The 16,076-nt window shown below is 64.8% G+C and carries 17 protein-coding genes; all 17 read left to right on the top strand.

Annotated features, from left to right (window positions below):
* Positions 1-84 precede the first annotated feature (84 nt).
* Positions 85-531, top strand: coding sequence for a P27 family phage terminase small subunit (locus ON00_RS02665; RefSeq protein WP_010403009.1), 447 nt, complete (start codon positions 85-87; stop codon positions 529-531).
* Positions 503-2,362: a terminase large subunit gene (locus ON00_RS02660; RefSeq protein ID WP_010403008.1), complete on the top strand. Its 1,860-nt coding sequence runs from the start codon at positions 503-505 to the stop codon at positions 2,360-2,362. The genes ON00_RS02665 and ON00_RS02660 overlap by 29 nt, the downstream gene beginning before the upstream one ends.
* The gene (locus ON00_RS02655) at positions 2,359-3,678 is read left to right on the top strand and encodes a phage portal protein (protein ID WP_010403007.1); all 1,320 of its coding nucleotides are present in this window, start codon (positions 2,359-2,361) and stop codon (positions 3,676-3,678) included. Before ON00_RS02660 ends, ON00_RS02655 begins: the two co-directional genes overlap by 4 nt.
* Positions 3,608-4,384 carry a head maturation protease, ClpP-related gene (locus ON00_RS02650; protein WP_245535521.1) on the top strand — a complete coding sequence of 259 codons (777 nt, stop codon included), beginning with the start codon at positions 3,608-3,610 and terminating at the stop codon, positions 4,382-4,384. The genes ON00_RS02655 and ON00_RS02650 overlap by 71 nt, the downstream gene beginning before the upstream one ends.
* A gap of 87 nt (positions 4,385-4,471) precedes the next feature.
* A complete protein-coding gene (locus tag ON00_RS02645; protein ID WP_010403005.1) occupies positions 4,472-5,728 on the top strand; it encodes a phage major capsid protein in 1,257 nt (418 codons plus the stop codon).
* Between the two features lie 88 nt (positions 5,729-5,816).
* Positions 5,817-6,020: a hypothetical protein gene (locus ON00_RS02640; RefSeq protein ID WP_010403004.1), complete on the top strand. Its 204-nt coding sequence runs from the start codon at positions 5,817-5,819 to the stop codon at positions 6,018-6,020.
* Between the two features lie 3 nt (positions 6,021-6,023).
* Complete coding sequence (locus tag ON00_RS02635) at positions 6,024-6,617, top strand: head-tail connector protein (RefSeq protein ID WP_010403003.1); 594 nt, start codon at positions 6,024-6,026, stop codon at positions 6,615-6,617.
* Positions 6,614-6,955: a phage head closure protein gene (locus tag ON00_RS02630; RefSeq protein WP_010403002.1), complete on the top strand. Its 342-nt coding sequence runs from the start codon at positions 6,614-6,616 to the stop codon at positions 6,953-6,955. The genes ON00_RS02635 and ON00_RS02630 overlap by 4 nt, the downstream gene beginning before the upstream one ends.
* Entirely contained in the window at positions 6,952-7,530 is a 579-nt protein-coding gene (locus ON00_RS02625; RefSeq protein ID WP_211207101.1) for a hypothetical protein, read from the top strand. The genes ON00_RS02630 and ON00_RS02625 overlap by 4 nt, the downstream gene beginning before the upstream one ends.
* The gene (locus tag ON00_RS02620; protein WP_010403000.1) at positions 7,527-7,928 is read left to right on the top strand and encodes a hypothetical protein; all 402 of its coding nucleotides are present in this window, start codon (positions 7,527-7,529) and stop codon (positions 7,926-7,928) included. Before ON00_RS02625 ends, ON00_RS02620 begins: the two co-directional genes overlap by 4 nt.
* A 19-nt stretch (positions 7,929-7,947) precedes the next feature.
* Entirely contained in the window at positions 7,948-8,382 is a 435-nt protein-coding gene (locus tag ON00_RS02615; RefSeq protein ID WP_010402999.1) for a hypothetical protein, read from the top strand.
* Positions 8,382-8,822: a hypothetical protein gene (locus tag ON00_RS02610; protein WP_010402998.1), complete on the top strand. Its 441-nt coding sequence runs from the start codon at positions 8,382-8,384 to the stop codon at positions 8,820-8,822. Before ON00_RS02615 ends, ON00_RS02610 begins: the two co-directional genes overlap by 1 nt.
* A gap of 146 nt (positions 8,823-8,968) precedes the next feature.
* Entirely contained in the window at positions 8,969-12,094 is a 3,126-nt protein-coding gene (locus tag ON00_RS02605; protein WP_010402997.1) for a M15 family metallopeptidase, read from the top strand.
* Entirely contained in the window at positions 12,091-12,696 is a 606-nt protein-coding gene (locus ON00_RS02600) for a hypothetical protein (RefSeq protein WP_010402996.1), read from the top strand. The genes ON00_RS02605 and ON00_RS02600 overlap by 4 nt, the downstream gene beginning before the upstream one ends.
* Before the next feature lie 3 nt (positions 12,697-12,699).
* A complete protein-coding gene (locus ON00_RS02595) occupies positions 12,700-13,341 on the top strand; it encodes a hypothetical protein (protein ID WP_010402995.1) in 642 nt (213 codons plus the stop codon).
* The gene (locus ON00_RS02590; protein WP_010402994.1) at positions 13,341-13,811 is read left to right on the top strand and encodes a DUF6950 family protein; all 471 of its coding nucleotides are present in this window, start codon (positions 13,341-13,343) and stop codon (positions 13,809-13,811) included. The genes ON00_RS02595 and ON00_RS02590 overlap by 1 nt, the downstream gene beginning before the upstream one ends.
* Entirely contained in the window at positions 13,808-16,054 is a 2,247-nt protein-coding gene (locus ON00_RS02585) for a hypothetical protein (RefSeq protein WP_154651263.1), read from the top strand. The genes ON00_RS02590 and ON00_RS02585 overlap by 4 nt, the downstream gene beginning before the upstream one ends.
* The last annotated feature ends 22 nt before the right edge of the window (positions 16,055-16,076 follow it).

Genomic DNA, 16,076 nt, shown 5'->3' with positions numbered 1-16,076 from the left:
GGCCGGCCGACCTCCGGACACCGCGTAGTGCCACCGTACGCATTGAACGCGTTCACAGAGTAAAAAGTTGGGCAGGAGCGGAGCATGGCAAAGGAACCCGCACCGCGCAAGCCCGATGACTCAGTGTTGGCCGAGCCCAATTGGAAGGTGCTCCTTCCCAACGCTGCAGAGCGCAAGGTGGCCGCCGATCACTGGCGGCGCATTACCAATGAGATGAGCAACCGGGAAATCCTCTCGACCTCTAACGGACACGCCCTTCAGCGACTTGTTCTCGCCTATTTGGTTTACGACCGGTGCTCACGCCAACTTGCCGGTGACGGCATTGTCATTGAGCCCAACCCTGACAACCCGAAGGCGATCGCTCGCCTGTCGATCTACTACAAAGCGATGCGTGAAGCCGAAAACACGGCCGAGCGGCTTGAGGCACAGCTAGGGTTATCTCCCGGGCGTCGCGCCAAGGTGGCGAAGGTGACGAAGCCGCGCGACCGGAGCGCCGGCGCCGATGCCTTCCTCGGCACCCGTTCGGGCTGACGCCCCCGGGGAGATCGACCCGACCACCCGCTGGGCACAGGCGGCCGTCCGGGGCGACTTTCCGGTTGGCGACTTCGTGCGTGGGGCAGCAGAGCGCCACCTGCGGGATCTGCGCGAGGCGTCAAAACGGGGATACTTCTTCCGGCCCGAGCTCGCCCAACGCGCGCTAGATTTCTTCCCCTCGGTGTTCACCATCACGGATGGTCCAGCGGCCGGGAAGCCGTTTCATCTGCTGCCGTACCAGGTTTTCGCGGTCGGTTCGTTGATGGGGTGGGTCAACGCCGACGGACGCTGGCGCTTCCGGTCGGCATGGATCGAGACTGGCAAGGGGCAGGCGAAGTCGCCTTTGATGGGCGGCCTCGGGCTCTACGCCATGGGCTGGTGCGGCTTTCCGCGTAGCCAGATCTACGCGATCGGCGGTGACAAGAACACCGCCAACGTCCTGTTCCAGGATGCGGTCGCCATGTGTCGGGCGCAAGTGCCCGGGTATGACGAGGGCGAAACGCTCGAGGGGCTCGGTCACGTCAAGATCGGCGGTATAGGCAAAAACGCCCATACGATCGAGCATCCGGCCAGTCAGTCGTTCTTCCTTCCGCTCGCCAGCGGTGAAAACCAATCGGGGCCGCGCCCCCGCATGGTGCTCGCCGACGAGATCCACGAATTCAAGACCGACGCGCAGATCGAGATCTGGCGTCGCGCCATCACCAAGGTCGCAGGCTCCGCGATGATGGTGCTGGGCACCAACACCGCGGCGATCTCGAGCCACGTTGGGAACGGCTATTCCGAGATCTATCAAGATATCGCGACCGGCAAGAAGCGGGATGACACCGCCTTCAGCCTCGTGTTCCGCGTTGACAAGAAAGACCGCGAGAACGTTTTTACCAACGAGGCCTGCTGGCAGAAATCCCTGCCGGCACTCGGTATTACCTACCCGATCCAGAACATCCGCGAGGAAGTCCAGACCGCCACGACCAGCAAGCTGTCGGCGGCCTCGTCGGTCAAGCGCCTCTATTTCGGCATCCCGACCGGTGCCGCCGATTTCTGGATCGACGAGGAGAAGTTCGCCGCGGTGCTCGGCCCGGTCGACGATGCAGCGATCGCGGCACTGAAGGGCTGCCGGTGTTGGCTTTCGCTCGATCTGTCGAAGAAGAATGACCTTACCGCGCTCACCGCCACCTGGTTGGATGGCGCGGGCGTGCTTTGGCAGAAGACCTGGTACTGGACGACGAAGGACGGCCTGGCCGACCGGGCTAAAACCGACAACGCGCCATATGAGGAATGGGTCGAGGGCTGCCACCTGGTCGCGGTTCCTGGCGCGACGATCGACAAGAGTTTCATCGCCGCCCAAGTCGCGCGGATCTGCGCCGAGCATAATGTCGTTGAGCTCGTCTTCGATCCGGCGCAATTCGCCGACTTTGAGACGGCTTGCGAAGAAATCGGCTTCCCGGCGTGGAAATTCGAGGGGCCGGACAAGCCCGAGGGTACCGGCCTCAAAATGGTGCGGCACGCCCAGGGCGTGAAGGTGATGTTCGAAGACCGCCAGCACTGCATGCCGCGGTCGATCGAGCGGTTCGAGGATCGCATCCTGAAACAGACGATCGTGATCGACGATTCGCCGGTCACCTACAGCTGCGCGGCGAACGCCGCGATGGTCACCGATGGCCAGGCCAACCGGGCCTTCGACAAGAAGCGCTCACGCGGAAAAATCGACGGCATCGTCACCTGCGCGATGGGCGCCGGCGCTGCCGACAATATCGAGCTCGAAGGGACGAAGTACGATGGCAAGTTCTTCGTCGACCTCGATGATGACGATGACGAGGATCCTCTGTGAGCGTTGACGGCTATAAGCTCTCGCCGCGCGCGGCCGAGGCCGAGGCGCGCCGCAACGGCACGGTGCAGAACGCGGTGGAGAGCGCGCCGGTGATCGCCGGCGGCGGCGAGATGTTCGAATGGTTTGGCGGCGGCCAGCGCGCGGCAGGCATGAACGTCACGCCGGAAACGGCAATGCGGTCGACCGCAGTGTGGCGGTGCGTCACGCTGATCGCTGGCGCGCTGATGTCACAAGCGCTTGGTGTGTTCCGCGTCACCGACAAGGGCGAATTGGTTCGCGAATATGGCCACGTTTACGATCGTTTCCTGTCGATCGAGCCCAATGAGGAGATGTCGGGGCCGACCTTCGTCGAGAATCAGGCGATACAGATGCTGCTGCGTGGCAACGGCTACGGCCTGATGCGCCAGGCGCGCAACGGCACCTTGACCGACATCGACTTCTACTTCGCCGCGCGCGTGCTGCCTTTCCGCTCGGTCGACCGCTCGATCTGGTACCGCTTCACCAACGACGACGGCACGACCGAGGATCATCATTCCTCCTACGTGCTGCATTTCAAGGGCCCTGGGCTCAGCGTCGACGGGATCCGCGCGCTGTCGCCGATCTCGCACCACGCCCAGTCGGTCGGCATCAGCCTCGCCACGCGTGATTATGAAGCGGGGCAGTTTGAACGCGGGCTGATGACCAACGACTTCTTCCAGTTCCCCGACGGGGTTTCGAAGGAGCAGCGCGCCGACTTCAAAGAGTATCTGCGCAAGAAGGCGCAGGGTGTCGCCAACGCGCATAATCCGTTGCTGCTCGAGAAGGGTGCCGAGTGGAAGCGGGTCGCGGTCACCGCGAAGGACGCGCAGCTGCTCGAGCTGCTGCAATATTCCGTCGTCGACGTGTGCCGCATCTACGGCGTGCCCCCGAACATGGCCGGAGAGACTTCCGGCACCTCGAATTGGGGCACCGGCGTGGAGCAGCAGACGATCGGCTTCGATCGCTGGACCATGCTGCCGCACAAGAAGCGCATCGCGGCCGAGTACACCCGCAAGCTGTTTCCCGTAGTCGGCGCGCGCGTGTCGCCGTTCGTGGTGTGGTGGGATGACGACTTCCTGCTGTCCGGCGACAGTAAGGCGATCGCCGCCTATCTGCGCGCCGCGCTCGGCGGCAACCAGCTGCCCGGCTGGATCAGCCAGAACGAGGCGCGTCGCAAGGTCAACTTGCCGCCCGTGCCGGACGGGGACGAAATCTATCAACCGACCGGTGCGCCGGCCGCGCCAGGGCAACCGGCCGCCGACACCGAAGAGGAACCGACCGATGCGCAAGCTGCTTAACCTCGCCCAGGACAACCGCGGGAAGGGCTCGGGCCTGCGTTCGGAGGCGACCGGCACCGATACCACGACCGTTTATCTCTATGACGTGATCGACAGCTTCTGGGGGATCTGCGCGTCAGATTTCACGCGCGAGCTCGCGGCGATCACGACGTCGAACGTGGTGCTGCGTATCAATTGCCCGGGCGGCGACGTGTTCGAGGCCCGTGCGATGATGACGGCGATCGCCGAGCATCCGGCGACTTTTACTGCGAAGGTCGACGGCCTGGCTGCGTCGGCGGCAACCGCGATCACGCTGGCCTGCGACACCGTCGAGATCGCCGATGGGGGATTCTACATGATCCACCAGGCGTGGACCTTCGCGATGGGCAATGCCGACGATATGACGGCAACGGCTACGCTGCTCGGCAAGATCGATGACGTACTGGTCGCGGGCTATGCCGGCAAAACCGGCAAACCCAATGACGAGATCGCTGCGCTCATGCGCGCGGAAACCTGGTTCACTGCGCAGGAAGCCGTCGACGCCGGCTTTGCCGACGCGGTGACCGCATCGCCGGCAAAAAAGGCGAAGGCCCAGGCCAGTGCTTTCAATCTCGCGGCCTTCGCCAACGCGCCGAAGGTCCTCACCGAACAGGAGCCCGTCCTGGACGAGACGCTGCGCACGCGCTCGCTCGCCCGTCTCGGTCTGTACGAGCGAACGGCCGCGTAAGCAGCCGCTCAAACCCGGCGCCGGTCCCCCCGGTCGCCTTTCCGAAGCCCCGCCTCATCAGCGGGGCTTTTTCTTTGGAGACGACACATGATCAATATCAAGGCGCTCCGGGACCAGCGCGCCGCTAAGGCAACCGAAGCCCGCAACCTGCTCGACACCAACACCACGACCTATACCGCCGCGATCGGCGTGCAGGTCGACGCGATCTATGAAGAGATCGACCGCATCGACGAGCAGATCGTGCGCGCCGAGCGCCAGGCGAAGATCGACGGCGATGCTGCGGCCGACGAGGGCAACCAGGAGCGCCAGCAACAGGCGCTCAACGTCCTTTCGCCCGACGAGCGCGCGAAAGCGGTCGCCTACAACGCGGCATTCCGCAATTTCCTTGTTCGCGGCGAGCGCGGTCTCACGAATGACGAGATCACCCTGCTCGTCGCTGGTCGCCCACAGAACGCGCAGTCCGGTCAGCAGTCGAACGGCGCGGCTGGCGGCTATCTCGTCCCTACTGGCTGGGGCGGCGAGCTGCTCGAGGCGCTGAAGGCCTTCGGCGGGATGCGATCGGTTGCCACGGTCGTGCAGACCGCCGGCGGTAACTCGCTGCCGTGGCCGACGGTCGATGAAACCGGCCAGGAAGGCGAGTTGGTCGCGGAAAATCAGCCGGCGAGCGCGCAGGACGCCAGCTTCGGCACGATCGACATCGGCGCGTTCAAGTTCAGCTCGAAGATCTTCACGATCCCGTTCGAGCTGCTGCAGGACCAAGGCCCCGGCATCGACATCGAGGCATTCATCCGTCGCGCGGCCGCGACGCGCATCGCGCGTGTCCAGAACCGGTATTACACGGTCGGCACCGGCACCAATCAGCCGCGCGGCATCGTCACCGCGGCGGTCGCCGGCAAGGTCGGTGTGGCCGGGCAGACCGCAACCGTCCTGACCGACGACCTCGTCGACCTCGAGCATTCGGTCGATCCAGCCTATCGCGCGATGCCGGGCGTCGGCTGGATGTTCCACGACAACACGCTGCGCGTCCTCAAGAAGATGAAGGACAGCCAGAACCGGCCGCTCTGGATGCCGGGCTATACCACCAAGGAGCCGGATACCTTCAACGGCTACAAGTACACGATCAACCAGCAGATGCCGACCATGGCGGCAAATGCGAAGTCGATCCTGTTCGGCGACATGTCGCAGTACATGATCCGCGACGTGATGGCGGTCACGCTCTTCCGCTTCGACGACAGCACCTACACCTCGCGCGGCCAGGTCGGCTTCCTCGCCTGGGCGCGTGGTGATGGCGACCTGATGAGCGCCGGCCAGCCGGTCGCTTACTACCAGAATTCGGCCAGCTAAGCCGACCATGCTGGCGCGCTGCGCGCGCCGGCACCCGGGCTGATCGACCGAGCTGCGGCGATCGCCAATCTCACCGAAAGGAACCAAAATGGCTGACAAAATCGAGGACACTCTGGCGTCCGACGTCAAGGTGCGCGTGCTGCTCAAGCATGAGGACCATCTCCCCAATCACGTTATCACCCTCTCGGCCGCTGCGGCCAAGGTGGCCGTGAAGGCCGGCTGGGCAGACGATGATGCCGCCGGCGTCGCGTACGCCGAAGCCAATGAGCCGCAGCCCGAGGCCGAGGCCTAAGCCATGACCGAGCCCGTCGCGCTCTCCGACATCAAGACGCACCTGCGTCTCGACCAGGGCGCGACGGACGAGGATAGCTATCTGACGATCCTGCTCACCGCGGCGCGCCGCGCGTGCGAGGGCCGGATTCACCGCGCCGTTGTCGGCACGTCCGCGATCGCGACCTTCGATCGCTTCCCGCTGGCACCGATAGGTGTGCCGCTTGAGGTGCCGGAGCCGGACGCGCTCTATCTCGAACTCGAGGGCGGCACCGTCGCGTCCATTACCTCCATCCTGTATTACGACGGCACCGGCAGCGTGCAGACGCTGGATCCGGCGAGCTATGTCGTGGACCTCGACCAGATCCCTGCGCGGGTCGCACCGCTCGAGGCCTGGCCAACCACGATGCGTCGCCCCAACGCGATCAAGATTTCCTATGTCCTGTCGCCGCTGCCGCTGGATGATCTGGCGGCCGTAAAACAGGCGATCTTCCTGCTAGTCGAGAATTGGTACAGCAATCGCGGCGCGGCCGTGGTGGATATCAGGGGTGTTCCGACCGAGCTGCCGCTTGCCGTCACGTGGCTGCTTTGGCCTCTCACGCAGTTCGCGACGTCGTGACCATCACCTCAGGCAAGCTCCGCAACCGCGTGGTGCTACTGCGGAAAGTACGGACGCGTGACGCCAATGGCGGGTTCCAGACCAACTGGGCACCCGTCGGGGATCCGATCGCCGCCCAGGTCGAGGGCATCAGCGGCAACGAATCGATTATCGCCCAGGCGCTGCAGGGCGTCAGCTTCTATCGGATCCTGCTGCGATATCGCCCCGACATCACCGATGCCGACCAGCTCAGCTATGGCACGCTGACGCTCAACATTCGCTCCGCTGTCGATCCCGATGGGCGTCGTCGCGAAACGCTCATCCTTGCCGACACCGGCTCCCCGCAAAAGGTGGCTTGAGCATGGTCGAAGCGATCCAGGGCCTCAACCAGGCTATCGCCACGATCGAGGTGTTGCCCAATGCCGCGCGCTGGGAATTCGCCGACATGCTCGGCCGCCTCGGTCGCGATATCCTGGCGATCCAGCGTGCGCACGTCGCGCGCGACACGGGCGCGCTGGCGGCGGGGCTTTCCTCCGAGTTGCACGTCGATGACGCATTGATGCGGCTTAAGGTGGGCTTGCTTGGCGTCGAAGCGCGCAGCAGATCCGCCAAACGGCGCGCGGCGAAGGCCGGGGGCGGGGATCCTCGTAATCTCGGCGATATCTTTTACGGTCGCTTCATCGAATTCGGACGGAAAGCGCAAACTGTCGTGGTCGAACGGCGTCGGCGTGTGGCAGGTCAGCTTCGGACCGAACCGAACAGCCGGGGGCGTCGCAAGCGCATCGAGGACATCGCCGGAACCTACAAGATGAATGTGCGCGCGATGGCACCGCGCCCGTTCATCAATCCCCCCGATGGCAGCGTCGATGCGGTGGTCGACCAGCGCACGACATCATTCTGGGAGCGGACGCTCAGCCGCGCCGGTGCCGTATGACCGATTTGCTGGGTGCCGCACGTGGTGCATTCTTCCGCGCCTTGAACGAAGGCGCATCGGGGCAAATCGCGCCCGTCTTCACCGAGGTGCCGCAGGACACCCAGCCCAATTTCTACAAGATCGGCATGATTGAAAGCGATCCGGGCGACGCAAAGCCTGATGACATGCGCGAAGAGCTGCTGGTCGAGATCATCGTGGTCTATCGCGGCGAGGATCGGGGGCAATTGCTGACGATGATGGAAGCCGCGCGCAGCGATCTTCGCGGCAAACCGATCACCGCACCCGGTGCCAAACTTCGCCCCCCGCGCTGGGCCGGTTCCACCTCGAGCGACGCGATGCCCGACGGCGTGACGTACGTCGGCCTGCTCCACTTCACCCTGCACGCACAACCCGCATAGGCCCCGGAAAGGATCCTCTATGACCGACGCAACCAACGAATATGGCGAGGAATGGCGCATCGAAATCGGCGACAGCGCCACGCCCACGGTATTCCTGCCCATTGCCGGCGAGACGGGCTTCGATTTCAAGCGCAGCGCCTCGAGCATCGACGATAGCGACAAGGACGGCGGCAAATATGGCAGCGGCTCGTTTGGCCAGCAGACGCTGACCATGTCGGTGAAGGGCAATTTGAAATTGCCCGACTTGGGCTTCACCCGCGCCTCCACCGTCTCGAAGACGATGCCCCCGCACACCCCTGCAAAGGTGATGAAGGGCAACATCGTCAAATATTCGGGCAGCGTCGCGGTCGGCCCGATCTCGACCACGCACAACAACAATGCCACGGTCGATTACAGCTTCGACATGGTCAATCGCGGTCAGCCGCTGGTCGATGACCTCGGGGCGACCGCATAATGACGCGCAAGGGCAGTGCGCAGCCTAAACCGCGATCGGCGCGCGCAGCCGCGCCGATTGAGGCACCGGCCAAGCAGCCAACCGCCAACCCATCGCGCGGCGAACATGAGCTGATGCTCGCCGGCATCAGCTATCGCCTGCGCCCATCGCGCACGGCGGTACGCGCGATCGAGGAGAAGACCGACAAGTCGCAGCTCGAGCTCGTGCGCATCGGAAACGCCGGCGGGCTGCGTCTGGCACAGCTTGGCGTCATCGCAGCACAGTTGATCCATGCCGGTGCCGAGGACGATTTGACCCGCATGATAACCGCCGAACGTTTCGAGGAGTTGATCTTCGAGGAAGGCGTAGCCGGGCCGATGGCGCGGATTACGCTGTGCCTGCTCGATGCGGCGACCGGCGGGCGGACCGCGTCGGGAAACGCACAGGCGGCGGCAGCCTAGACCCACAGGCCCGCTGGCGCCGCGAAATGGGCATCATGATGGATGCCTTTGGCTGGACCGCCGATCAATATTGGGCGGCAACCAGCCACGAAATCTGGGCCGTGATCGAAGCGCGCGAAGACGCGAACCGGCAGTAGGAGACGCACATGGGCGCACGCGTCACCAAGGATCTGTTTTTGCAGATCGGGGGCAACGTCGATGGCCTGAGCGCCGCCAGCAAGGCGGGGCGCACCGCACTTCTCAACCTGGGCAACACCGCCGAGAATATCGCGGCCGAGGTGGAAAAGGCTTTTGCCGATCTTGGCAAAACCAACATCGAGGCCAACGCCAAGGATATTGAGCGCACCTATCAGCGCACCTTTGCGGCGATCCGGCAGAATGCGCAGCAGGTGCTGGCCGCGCCCGACAAGGGAAGCGCGGCTCAGATCCTCAATGCCGCGGGGAGCGAGGCGGCGGCCGTCGCGGCCGAGCACCAGGCAGCGCAGCTTCGGCAACTCGCCGCTGCTGCGGCGATCGTCGCGCAGCGCGCTGGTGAGCTCGGGGCGGAAGAACGGATCCTCGCCGTCGGCTTCGAGACCGCTGCCCAGCAGGCTACCCGACAGGCCGAGGCGCTGCGCGCCCAGGCGGGGGTCATGTCCGCAGTCCACGCCGAGCTCGGCGAAGCCGGGGTTGCGCAGGACGAGGTCGAACATGGTGCGCGACGGATGGGGATCGCGCAGATGGAAATGATGCACGTCGTGCGTGCGAGCTCGGACGCCTTCGCCGCCGGCGCGCCGATCGCACAGATCTTCTCGATGGAGATCGGCCGCGTCGCGGAGGCCGCAGCCATGTCAGGAGACTCGCTCGGCCGCGTCGGGGCGTTTCTCGCAGGCCCTTGGGGCGTGGCGCTCACCGTCGGAATCGCGGTGCTCGGCCCGCTGGTGGGCAAGCTGTTCGAAACGGACGATGCCGCCAAGAAGGCGATGGAAGGCCTGCGCGATTTCGAGCAGAAGGAGCTCGATCTCCCCAGTCTCATCGACAAGACAACGGGCAAGCTCAAGGAGCAGGTCGACGTCCTGACCAACCTTGCCCGGGTTGCGCGCGAAGTGCTGCCTGGTCGGATCGCCGATGCGACATCGGATGCCGCGAAGGCTCAAACTGCCGGGTTCGCTGCGGCGCGTGCGAAGCTTGTGGCCCAAGGTAAAAGCCGCGCGGGGCCGAATGACGTCGATCTGTCTCGAGCGATCTTCAATTCAGGCGGCAGCCTCCAGAAGCTCGACATGAATATCCAAGCGATCCTGCCTACGCATCCCGAGCTGGCTGAACTCGCCCGCACCATTGCCGATTATACGGGCCAGGAAGCGCTCGCGATCCAGAAGACGCGGGATCTGAAGGGGCAGCAGGACGCCCTCAACACAGCGCTGCGCGGCGGAGTTGTTGCGACCACCGAGCTCGCGCAGCGCCAAGTCGAACAAGCCATGGCCGTCACGGCCGTGGAGAAGGCGCAGATTGCCCTGAAGTCGGTGCAAGATCGCAAGGCAAGCATCGACGACATGCCGTTTGGACCGGCACAGCAGAAGGCAGTGCAGAAATACAAGGCCGACCTGCTCTCTGCGACGCGTGCGCTCAAATCGGCTCAGCAGGCGGCAAAGAACCCGCAATTTGGCCGAGAGGTCGACGTGGCGCAAGCAACGGCGATCGTCCAAGGGATTGGCGGTCGCGTCACCAGCGGTTATCGCTCACACGCACGCCAGCAGCAGCTATACGACGACAAAGTATCCGGTCGCCATGACGGCCCGGTCGCTGTGCCGGGGACCAGTGCGCATGAAACTGGCGGAGCGATCGATGTCGCGTTCGGGCCAGGCATCTCGATCGCCACTATAAAAAAGGCGTTTGCAGACGCGGGTGTGCAATTGCGCAAGGTGCTGCGCGAGGACGGCCAGAAGGTCTTCCATGTCGAATTCGGCAAGAAGGGGCCGTCGCAGGAGGTGCTCGACAAGCGCGATGAGGCAGCGCGGGAAAAGGCTGCGAATGACGATCGCGCCTATCAGGGCCAGCTCGGCCAGGCGCAGGAGCGCATCAAACGCGACATGGCGGCGCTGGCTGATACGATCGAGCAGCGCGCGGTCAATGAGGGCTTCGGGATCGAGAATGCGAAGGTGCAGCGCAATCTGGAAATCGAGGACCAGTTACAGCAGAAGAAGATCGACAAGCCGCGCGCGCTGATCCTTGAGGGCTTGAATAACAGCGCGGCGGTGCTTGAAACCGAGGCGGTCAAGAAAAAGCTGCGCGAGGCGCAGGACGATCGCACATTGCAGATCGGCCGCGATGATATCCGCGACAAGATCGCGTTGCTCCAGCTCCAGGGCAATCTCGCGACGACAAGCGAGGACCGCAAGCGCATCGCCTTGCAGATCCTCGATTATGAAGAACGCGAGGCGCGCGCGACGCTGGCGAACGCGATCAGTAAAGAGACCGACCCCCAGCGCAAGGCCGGACTGGAGGTTCAGCTCGCCAATCTGACGCCGCAGTACGCTTTGCAGCGACAGGGCGCGGAACGCCAGAATGCCGATCCCCTGGAGGCGTACAAGCTCCATCTCCAGGAGAGCGTGAGCGGCATGAACGATGCGCTTAAGGCCGTGCAGGCCGATGGGCTTCGCGGACTGGAAGACGGTCTCATCGGCATCATTTCCGGCACCGAGAGCGTGGGCTCGGCCTTCAAAAAGATGGCGAACGCGATCATCGCCGATCTGGCGCGGATCGCGGTCGAGCAACTGATCTTCAAGGTGCTTGGTCTATCGCTGCCGGGTCACGCAACGGGACACGTCCCCGGTTATGCCACTGGGCTGGTTCCGGGCTTCGCTACCGGAATGGTCGATAGCGATGGCGTGATCCACGGGCCGGGTACGGGTACTTCCGACAGTATCCTCGCCTTGCTCGGCAATGCGCCAATCCGCATCGCCAATGAAGAATCGATCATGACCGCCCACGCGACCAAGCGCTACGGTCCGGTCCTGAAGGCGATGAACGAAAATACGCTTCCGGGCTTCGCCACCGGGCGCATCCCGGACAGCGCGATCTTCTATCCGCGCCTGCCCGATGCGCAAAAGCTGCGGCCTGCGGCCCCGGCGACGCCGATCGTCTATGATTTGCGCGGGGCCGTGCTGACGCAGGATCTGCTGCAGCAAATGAACGAGATCTCGGCGCGCCACGCGATGGTGTCGATCGTCGCGGGCAGCAACATGGCGATGCAGGAACTCTCCGAGCGCCAGGCACAGGCGATTCCGGCATGATCACAGGCCCGATCCTGTTGCCCGCGCGCCCGGCGCTGAAGGTCGACAAGCCGAGCATGCTCGATTTCGGCGGATCGCTGACGGCGTCCAACGGGGGCGCGACCCAGCGGTTGATGCGGATTGGCACGCGCCATTCGCTCAATTTCACGCCGCCCCCGATCGCGGCGGAGCCGCTCGGCCGAATCTGGTCGGCGAAGCTGCGCCTGGCCAAGCTCTATGGGGCGATGTTGCCCTTTGGGCAGGATGGTTTCAACGCCGGGGCACCGGGCAATCCGGTCGTCGATGGTGCAGGCCAGTCGGGATCGACGCTGGTGCTGCGCGGCTTCACGCCCGGCTATGCGGCGCGGATCGGTCAGGCGTTCAACCTGATCCGGGGTGGCCGGCGCTACCTCCATTTCGTCGCCGATCAGCAGATCGCGTCCGGCGGTGCGATGACGCTGGATATCTTCCCGATGCTCCGGATCATCCCCGGCGACGGTGCCGTGTGCGATTTCGCGCGGCCGATGATCCAGGGGAGCCTCTCGGGCAATGAGGTGGCCTGGGAGCGTCAGACCTCGGGCTTTTTCGATTTCGGCACGCTGACGATCACTGAGGACGAGTGATCGATGGCCGAGCTCAGTGTTCCACTCGCCGCGGCGTTTCGCGGCGAGCGCCCGCTGCTGGTTGGCCTGGTCGAGATCAACCTGCCCGAGCGGGACCTGTTGCTGATCGACGGCGCGGGCGAGCTGATGGTCGGCAACCGGCTCTTCGTCGGCCGCGATGAAACCTATGGCGTGCTCGACAGCATCAAGGGCCTGGCCGACACGATCGGCGACCAGGCCCCGACGCTCACCGTCGGCCTGATCCCAGCCAGCACGGCGGCTCTGGCCGCGTTGCTCGCGGCAAATGTACAGGGATCCGCGATGACCGTTGCGATCGGGTGCGTCGATATCGCGACAGGCCTAGTGGTGCCGAGCCCATACGGATTGTTCGCCGGTGAGCTCGACGTGCCCACGGTCACCTGGGGCGCGAACAACCGTCGCCTCGAATATAAATGCACAAGCGTCGCCGACCGCCTGTTCCTCACCCAGGAGGAATACCGGCTTTCCGACGCCTTCCACCAATCGATCTGGCCGGGCGAGCTGGGTCTCGCCTTCGTCACCGATGTCGAAACGACGGTGCCATGGGGCCAGAAGCTGGACACGAGCGCCGTGCAAACCCGCACCAACCTGCCCTGGGTTGGTGCCAGCACCGGGAACCGCACCTGATGTTTGCCGCACCCGAGGGCATGCCGCCCGTCTCCCACAGCGAGCATATGCTGATCCGCAAGCGCGATGCCGCGCAGGCAACGCTCGACCGCTGGTCGAAGCGCGCGCACAAACTGGGGACCGCGGATTGCGTGCGTATGGCAGCAGCGCACCTGCGCTCGCTCGGCTACACGGTGAAGTTGCCGCCAAGCGGCAGTTATCGCACGGTCAATTCCGCGTTGAAGGCGCTGAAGGCTGCGGGCCATGACTCGATTCCTGCTGCGCTGGACGCGATGGGGCTCGAGCGGATCGCCCCTGCTGAAGCCATCGTCGGGGACATTATCCAGATGCCGGCCGAGCATGCGCTCGGCGCGCTGGTCGTCGTTATGGGCAATGGCCGGGTCGCCGGCTGGCATGACGATTATGCCGATGGCGTAGTGGTGATGCAGCCGCTGACGCCGTTGGCGGCATGGCGGGTGGTCCCGCGATGAAGGTCCTGAAAGTTGCCGCGATCGTCATCGGGGCGGTCGCGCTGGCCGCGACCGGCGTCGGCCTGGCTGCAGGCTTTGGGCTCGGTGCCGGGATCAGCACGCTCGCCGCCGGCGCAGCGACGCTCACCGGGATCAGCGCCAGCGTATTCTCCGCAGTCCTGATCGGCGGGGTGCTGGCGATCGGGATGGGCATCGCCGAGGCGCTAACCCCGAAAACCAGCCAGGGCGGATCGCAAACGAAGTGGAAGGCCGACCCCTATGCCGGGTTGCCCTATCCGATGGGGCGCACACTCGTGGCGGGGAATATCGTCTATCGCCGCGGCCACGGCTCCAACAACACCTATGAGACCTTCGTCACGATCCTGTCGTGCGTGACGGCCGCGTCGATCGACGCGACCTTCATGAACAAAACGACCGTCACGTTCGATGGCGGCGGCAATGCCAACGGCACGTACCGCAACCAAGTCTATCAGCGCACGCAACTGGGCCGAATGCCCGAACCGACCGCGCTGGTGCCGCCGATCGGGAGCCCGACCGGCTGGACCAGCGCCCACAAACTGTCGGGCATGGCGGCCGTGATGAACACCTTCGTGTACGACACGAAGAGTTCGAACCAATTGACCAGCGAGCCCACGCCCGCCTGGATCGGACATTGGGCCAAGGTTTGGGATCCACGGCTCGATTCGACCTATCCCGGTGGCAACGGGACCTGCCGACCCCTGCAGGAAGACACCTATGTGTGGTCGGAGGATCCGCACCTGCACGCGCTGACCTGGTGCCTGGGCCGCTGGGCGAATGGCAAGAAGGTGTGCGGTATCGGCGCGCCGCTTGCCGCGATCGACGTCGGTGCCTTTGTCGAGGGTGCCAATCTCAATGCGGCGCGCGGCTGGACGCTCGGCGGCCAAATCGTCACCCGGCCCGACACCCTGTGGAACAGCCTGAAGGCGATGCTGCAGGCGGGCGGCGCGACGCCGGTGCTGGTTGGCGGCGTATTCTCCTGCGTCAACCGGGCACCGCGCGTCAGCCTCGCGACGATCACGCGGCAGGACATTGTCGGCGACTGCACCTTCTCGGGCACGCAGCCGCGGCGATCGCGCATCAACGGCGTCATTCCGATGTACCGATCCGAAGCCCACGACTGGGAAATCGTCTCGGCGAGTGCGGTAACGGTGCCATCCTTCGCCGCGTTTGACGGCGGCGAGCGGATCAAGGAGATCCAGTACCCGCTGGCGCAGAACGTCAACCAGGTCGCGCAGCTCGCCGCATATGACATTTGCGACGCGCGCGAGGCCGGGCCGGGCTCGGTCCCGCTCAAGCCGTGGTGGCTTAACTATCGCATCGGCGATTGCGTGACCTTCGAGCCCGAGGACGGCCTGTCGGTCAAAACCTTGCTCACGGGCCGCTCGCTCGATGCGCAAACCGGCGTCGTCACGTACACGATCAAGACCGAGACCGATGGCAAACACGCCTTCGCCTTGGGCCAGAGCGGCGTCGCTCCGCCGACGGCCAGCCTGACCTATGACAACAGCGTCGCCACACCCGACAACGACGACTGGACGTTGTCGGGCGTCTCCGTCGGTACGGACGGTTCGTCGATCCCGACATTGACGATCACCGGTTCCTGCGGGAACCCGAGCGCGGACGCCGTGCTGTTCGATTTCAGGCCCTATGCCGAGGGGCTGGGGGCCGAAGATGCTTGGATCATCGGCGGCACCGAGGCTCCCGTCGTTACCACCAAGCTTTTCCCCGCAGTCACGCCCAACACCGCCTATCAGGTGAGTATCCGTTACCGCGTCCGCGGCGTCGTCAGCGATCGCTTGATCCTCGGGCCGGTGACGGCGGGGTCGCTCGGCACTGCTGGCGGTACGCAAAGCGCGATCGCCAACTCCTTCTTCATCGGGCTGTCGCCATCGGCGGCGGCCGACGGTACGGTGACGATCCATGCCGGGTTGCGTCGCTATGCCGATGGCCATGCCGACGTCGCGGTCAATGGCGCGACGATCGCCTCCGGCCTGGCGGCGGGGTCGGTCACCAGCATCGCCTATGACGATTTCGGGCGGGCGGGGGGCGCGGTGACCTATGCGCTCTATGCGGATGATATCGATGCGCACACCGGCCCCGCGCACCCTGGCCGCCACTATGTCGGCTATGTGATCATCCCGGCTGCGGGAAGCCCCCCTGCCAGCGGGGGCGGCACCACGCCACCCGGCGGAGGATACAGGCAGATTTCGCCTGAGCTTTAGCCTGGGAAGCCATGCCGCCGCC

The sequence above is a fragment of the Sphingomonas echinoides ATCC 14820 genome, from assembly GCF_000241465.1.
In the GTDB taxonomy this organism is placed as follows: domain Bacteria; phylum Pseudomonadota; class Alphaproteobacteria; order Sphingomonadales; family Sphingomonadaceae; genus Sphingomonas; species Sphingomonas echinoides.
The sequence above is the reverse complement of the archived record's forward strand: the minus strand, read 5'-3'. Positions and strand labels throughout refer to the sequence as shown.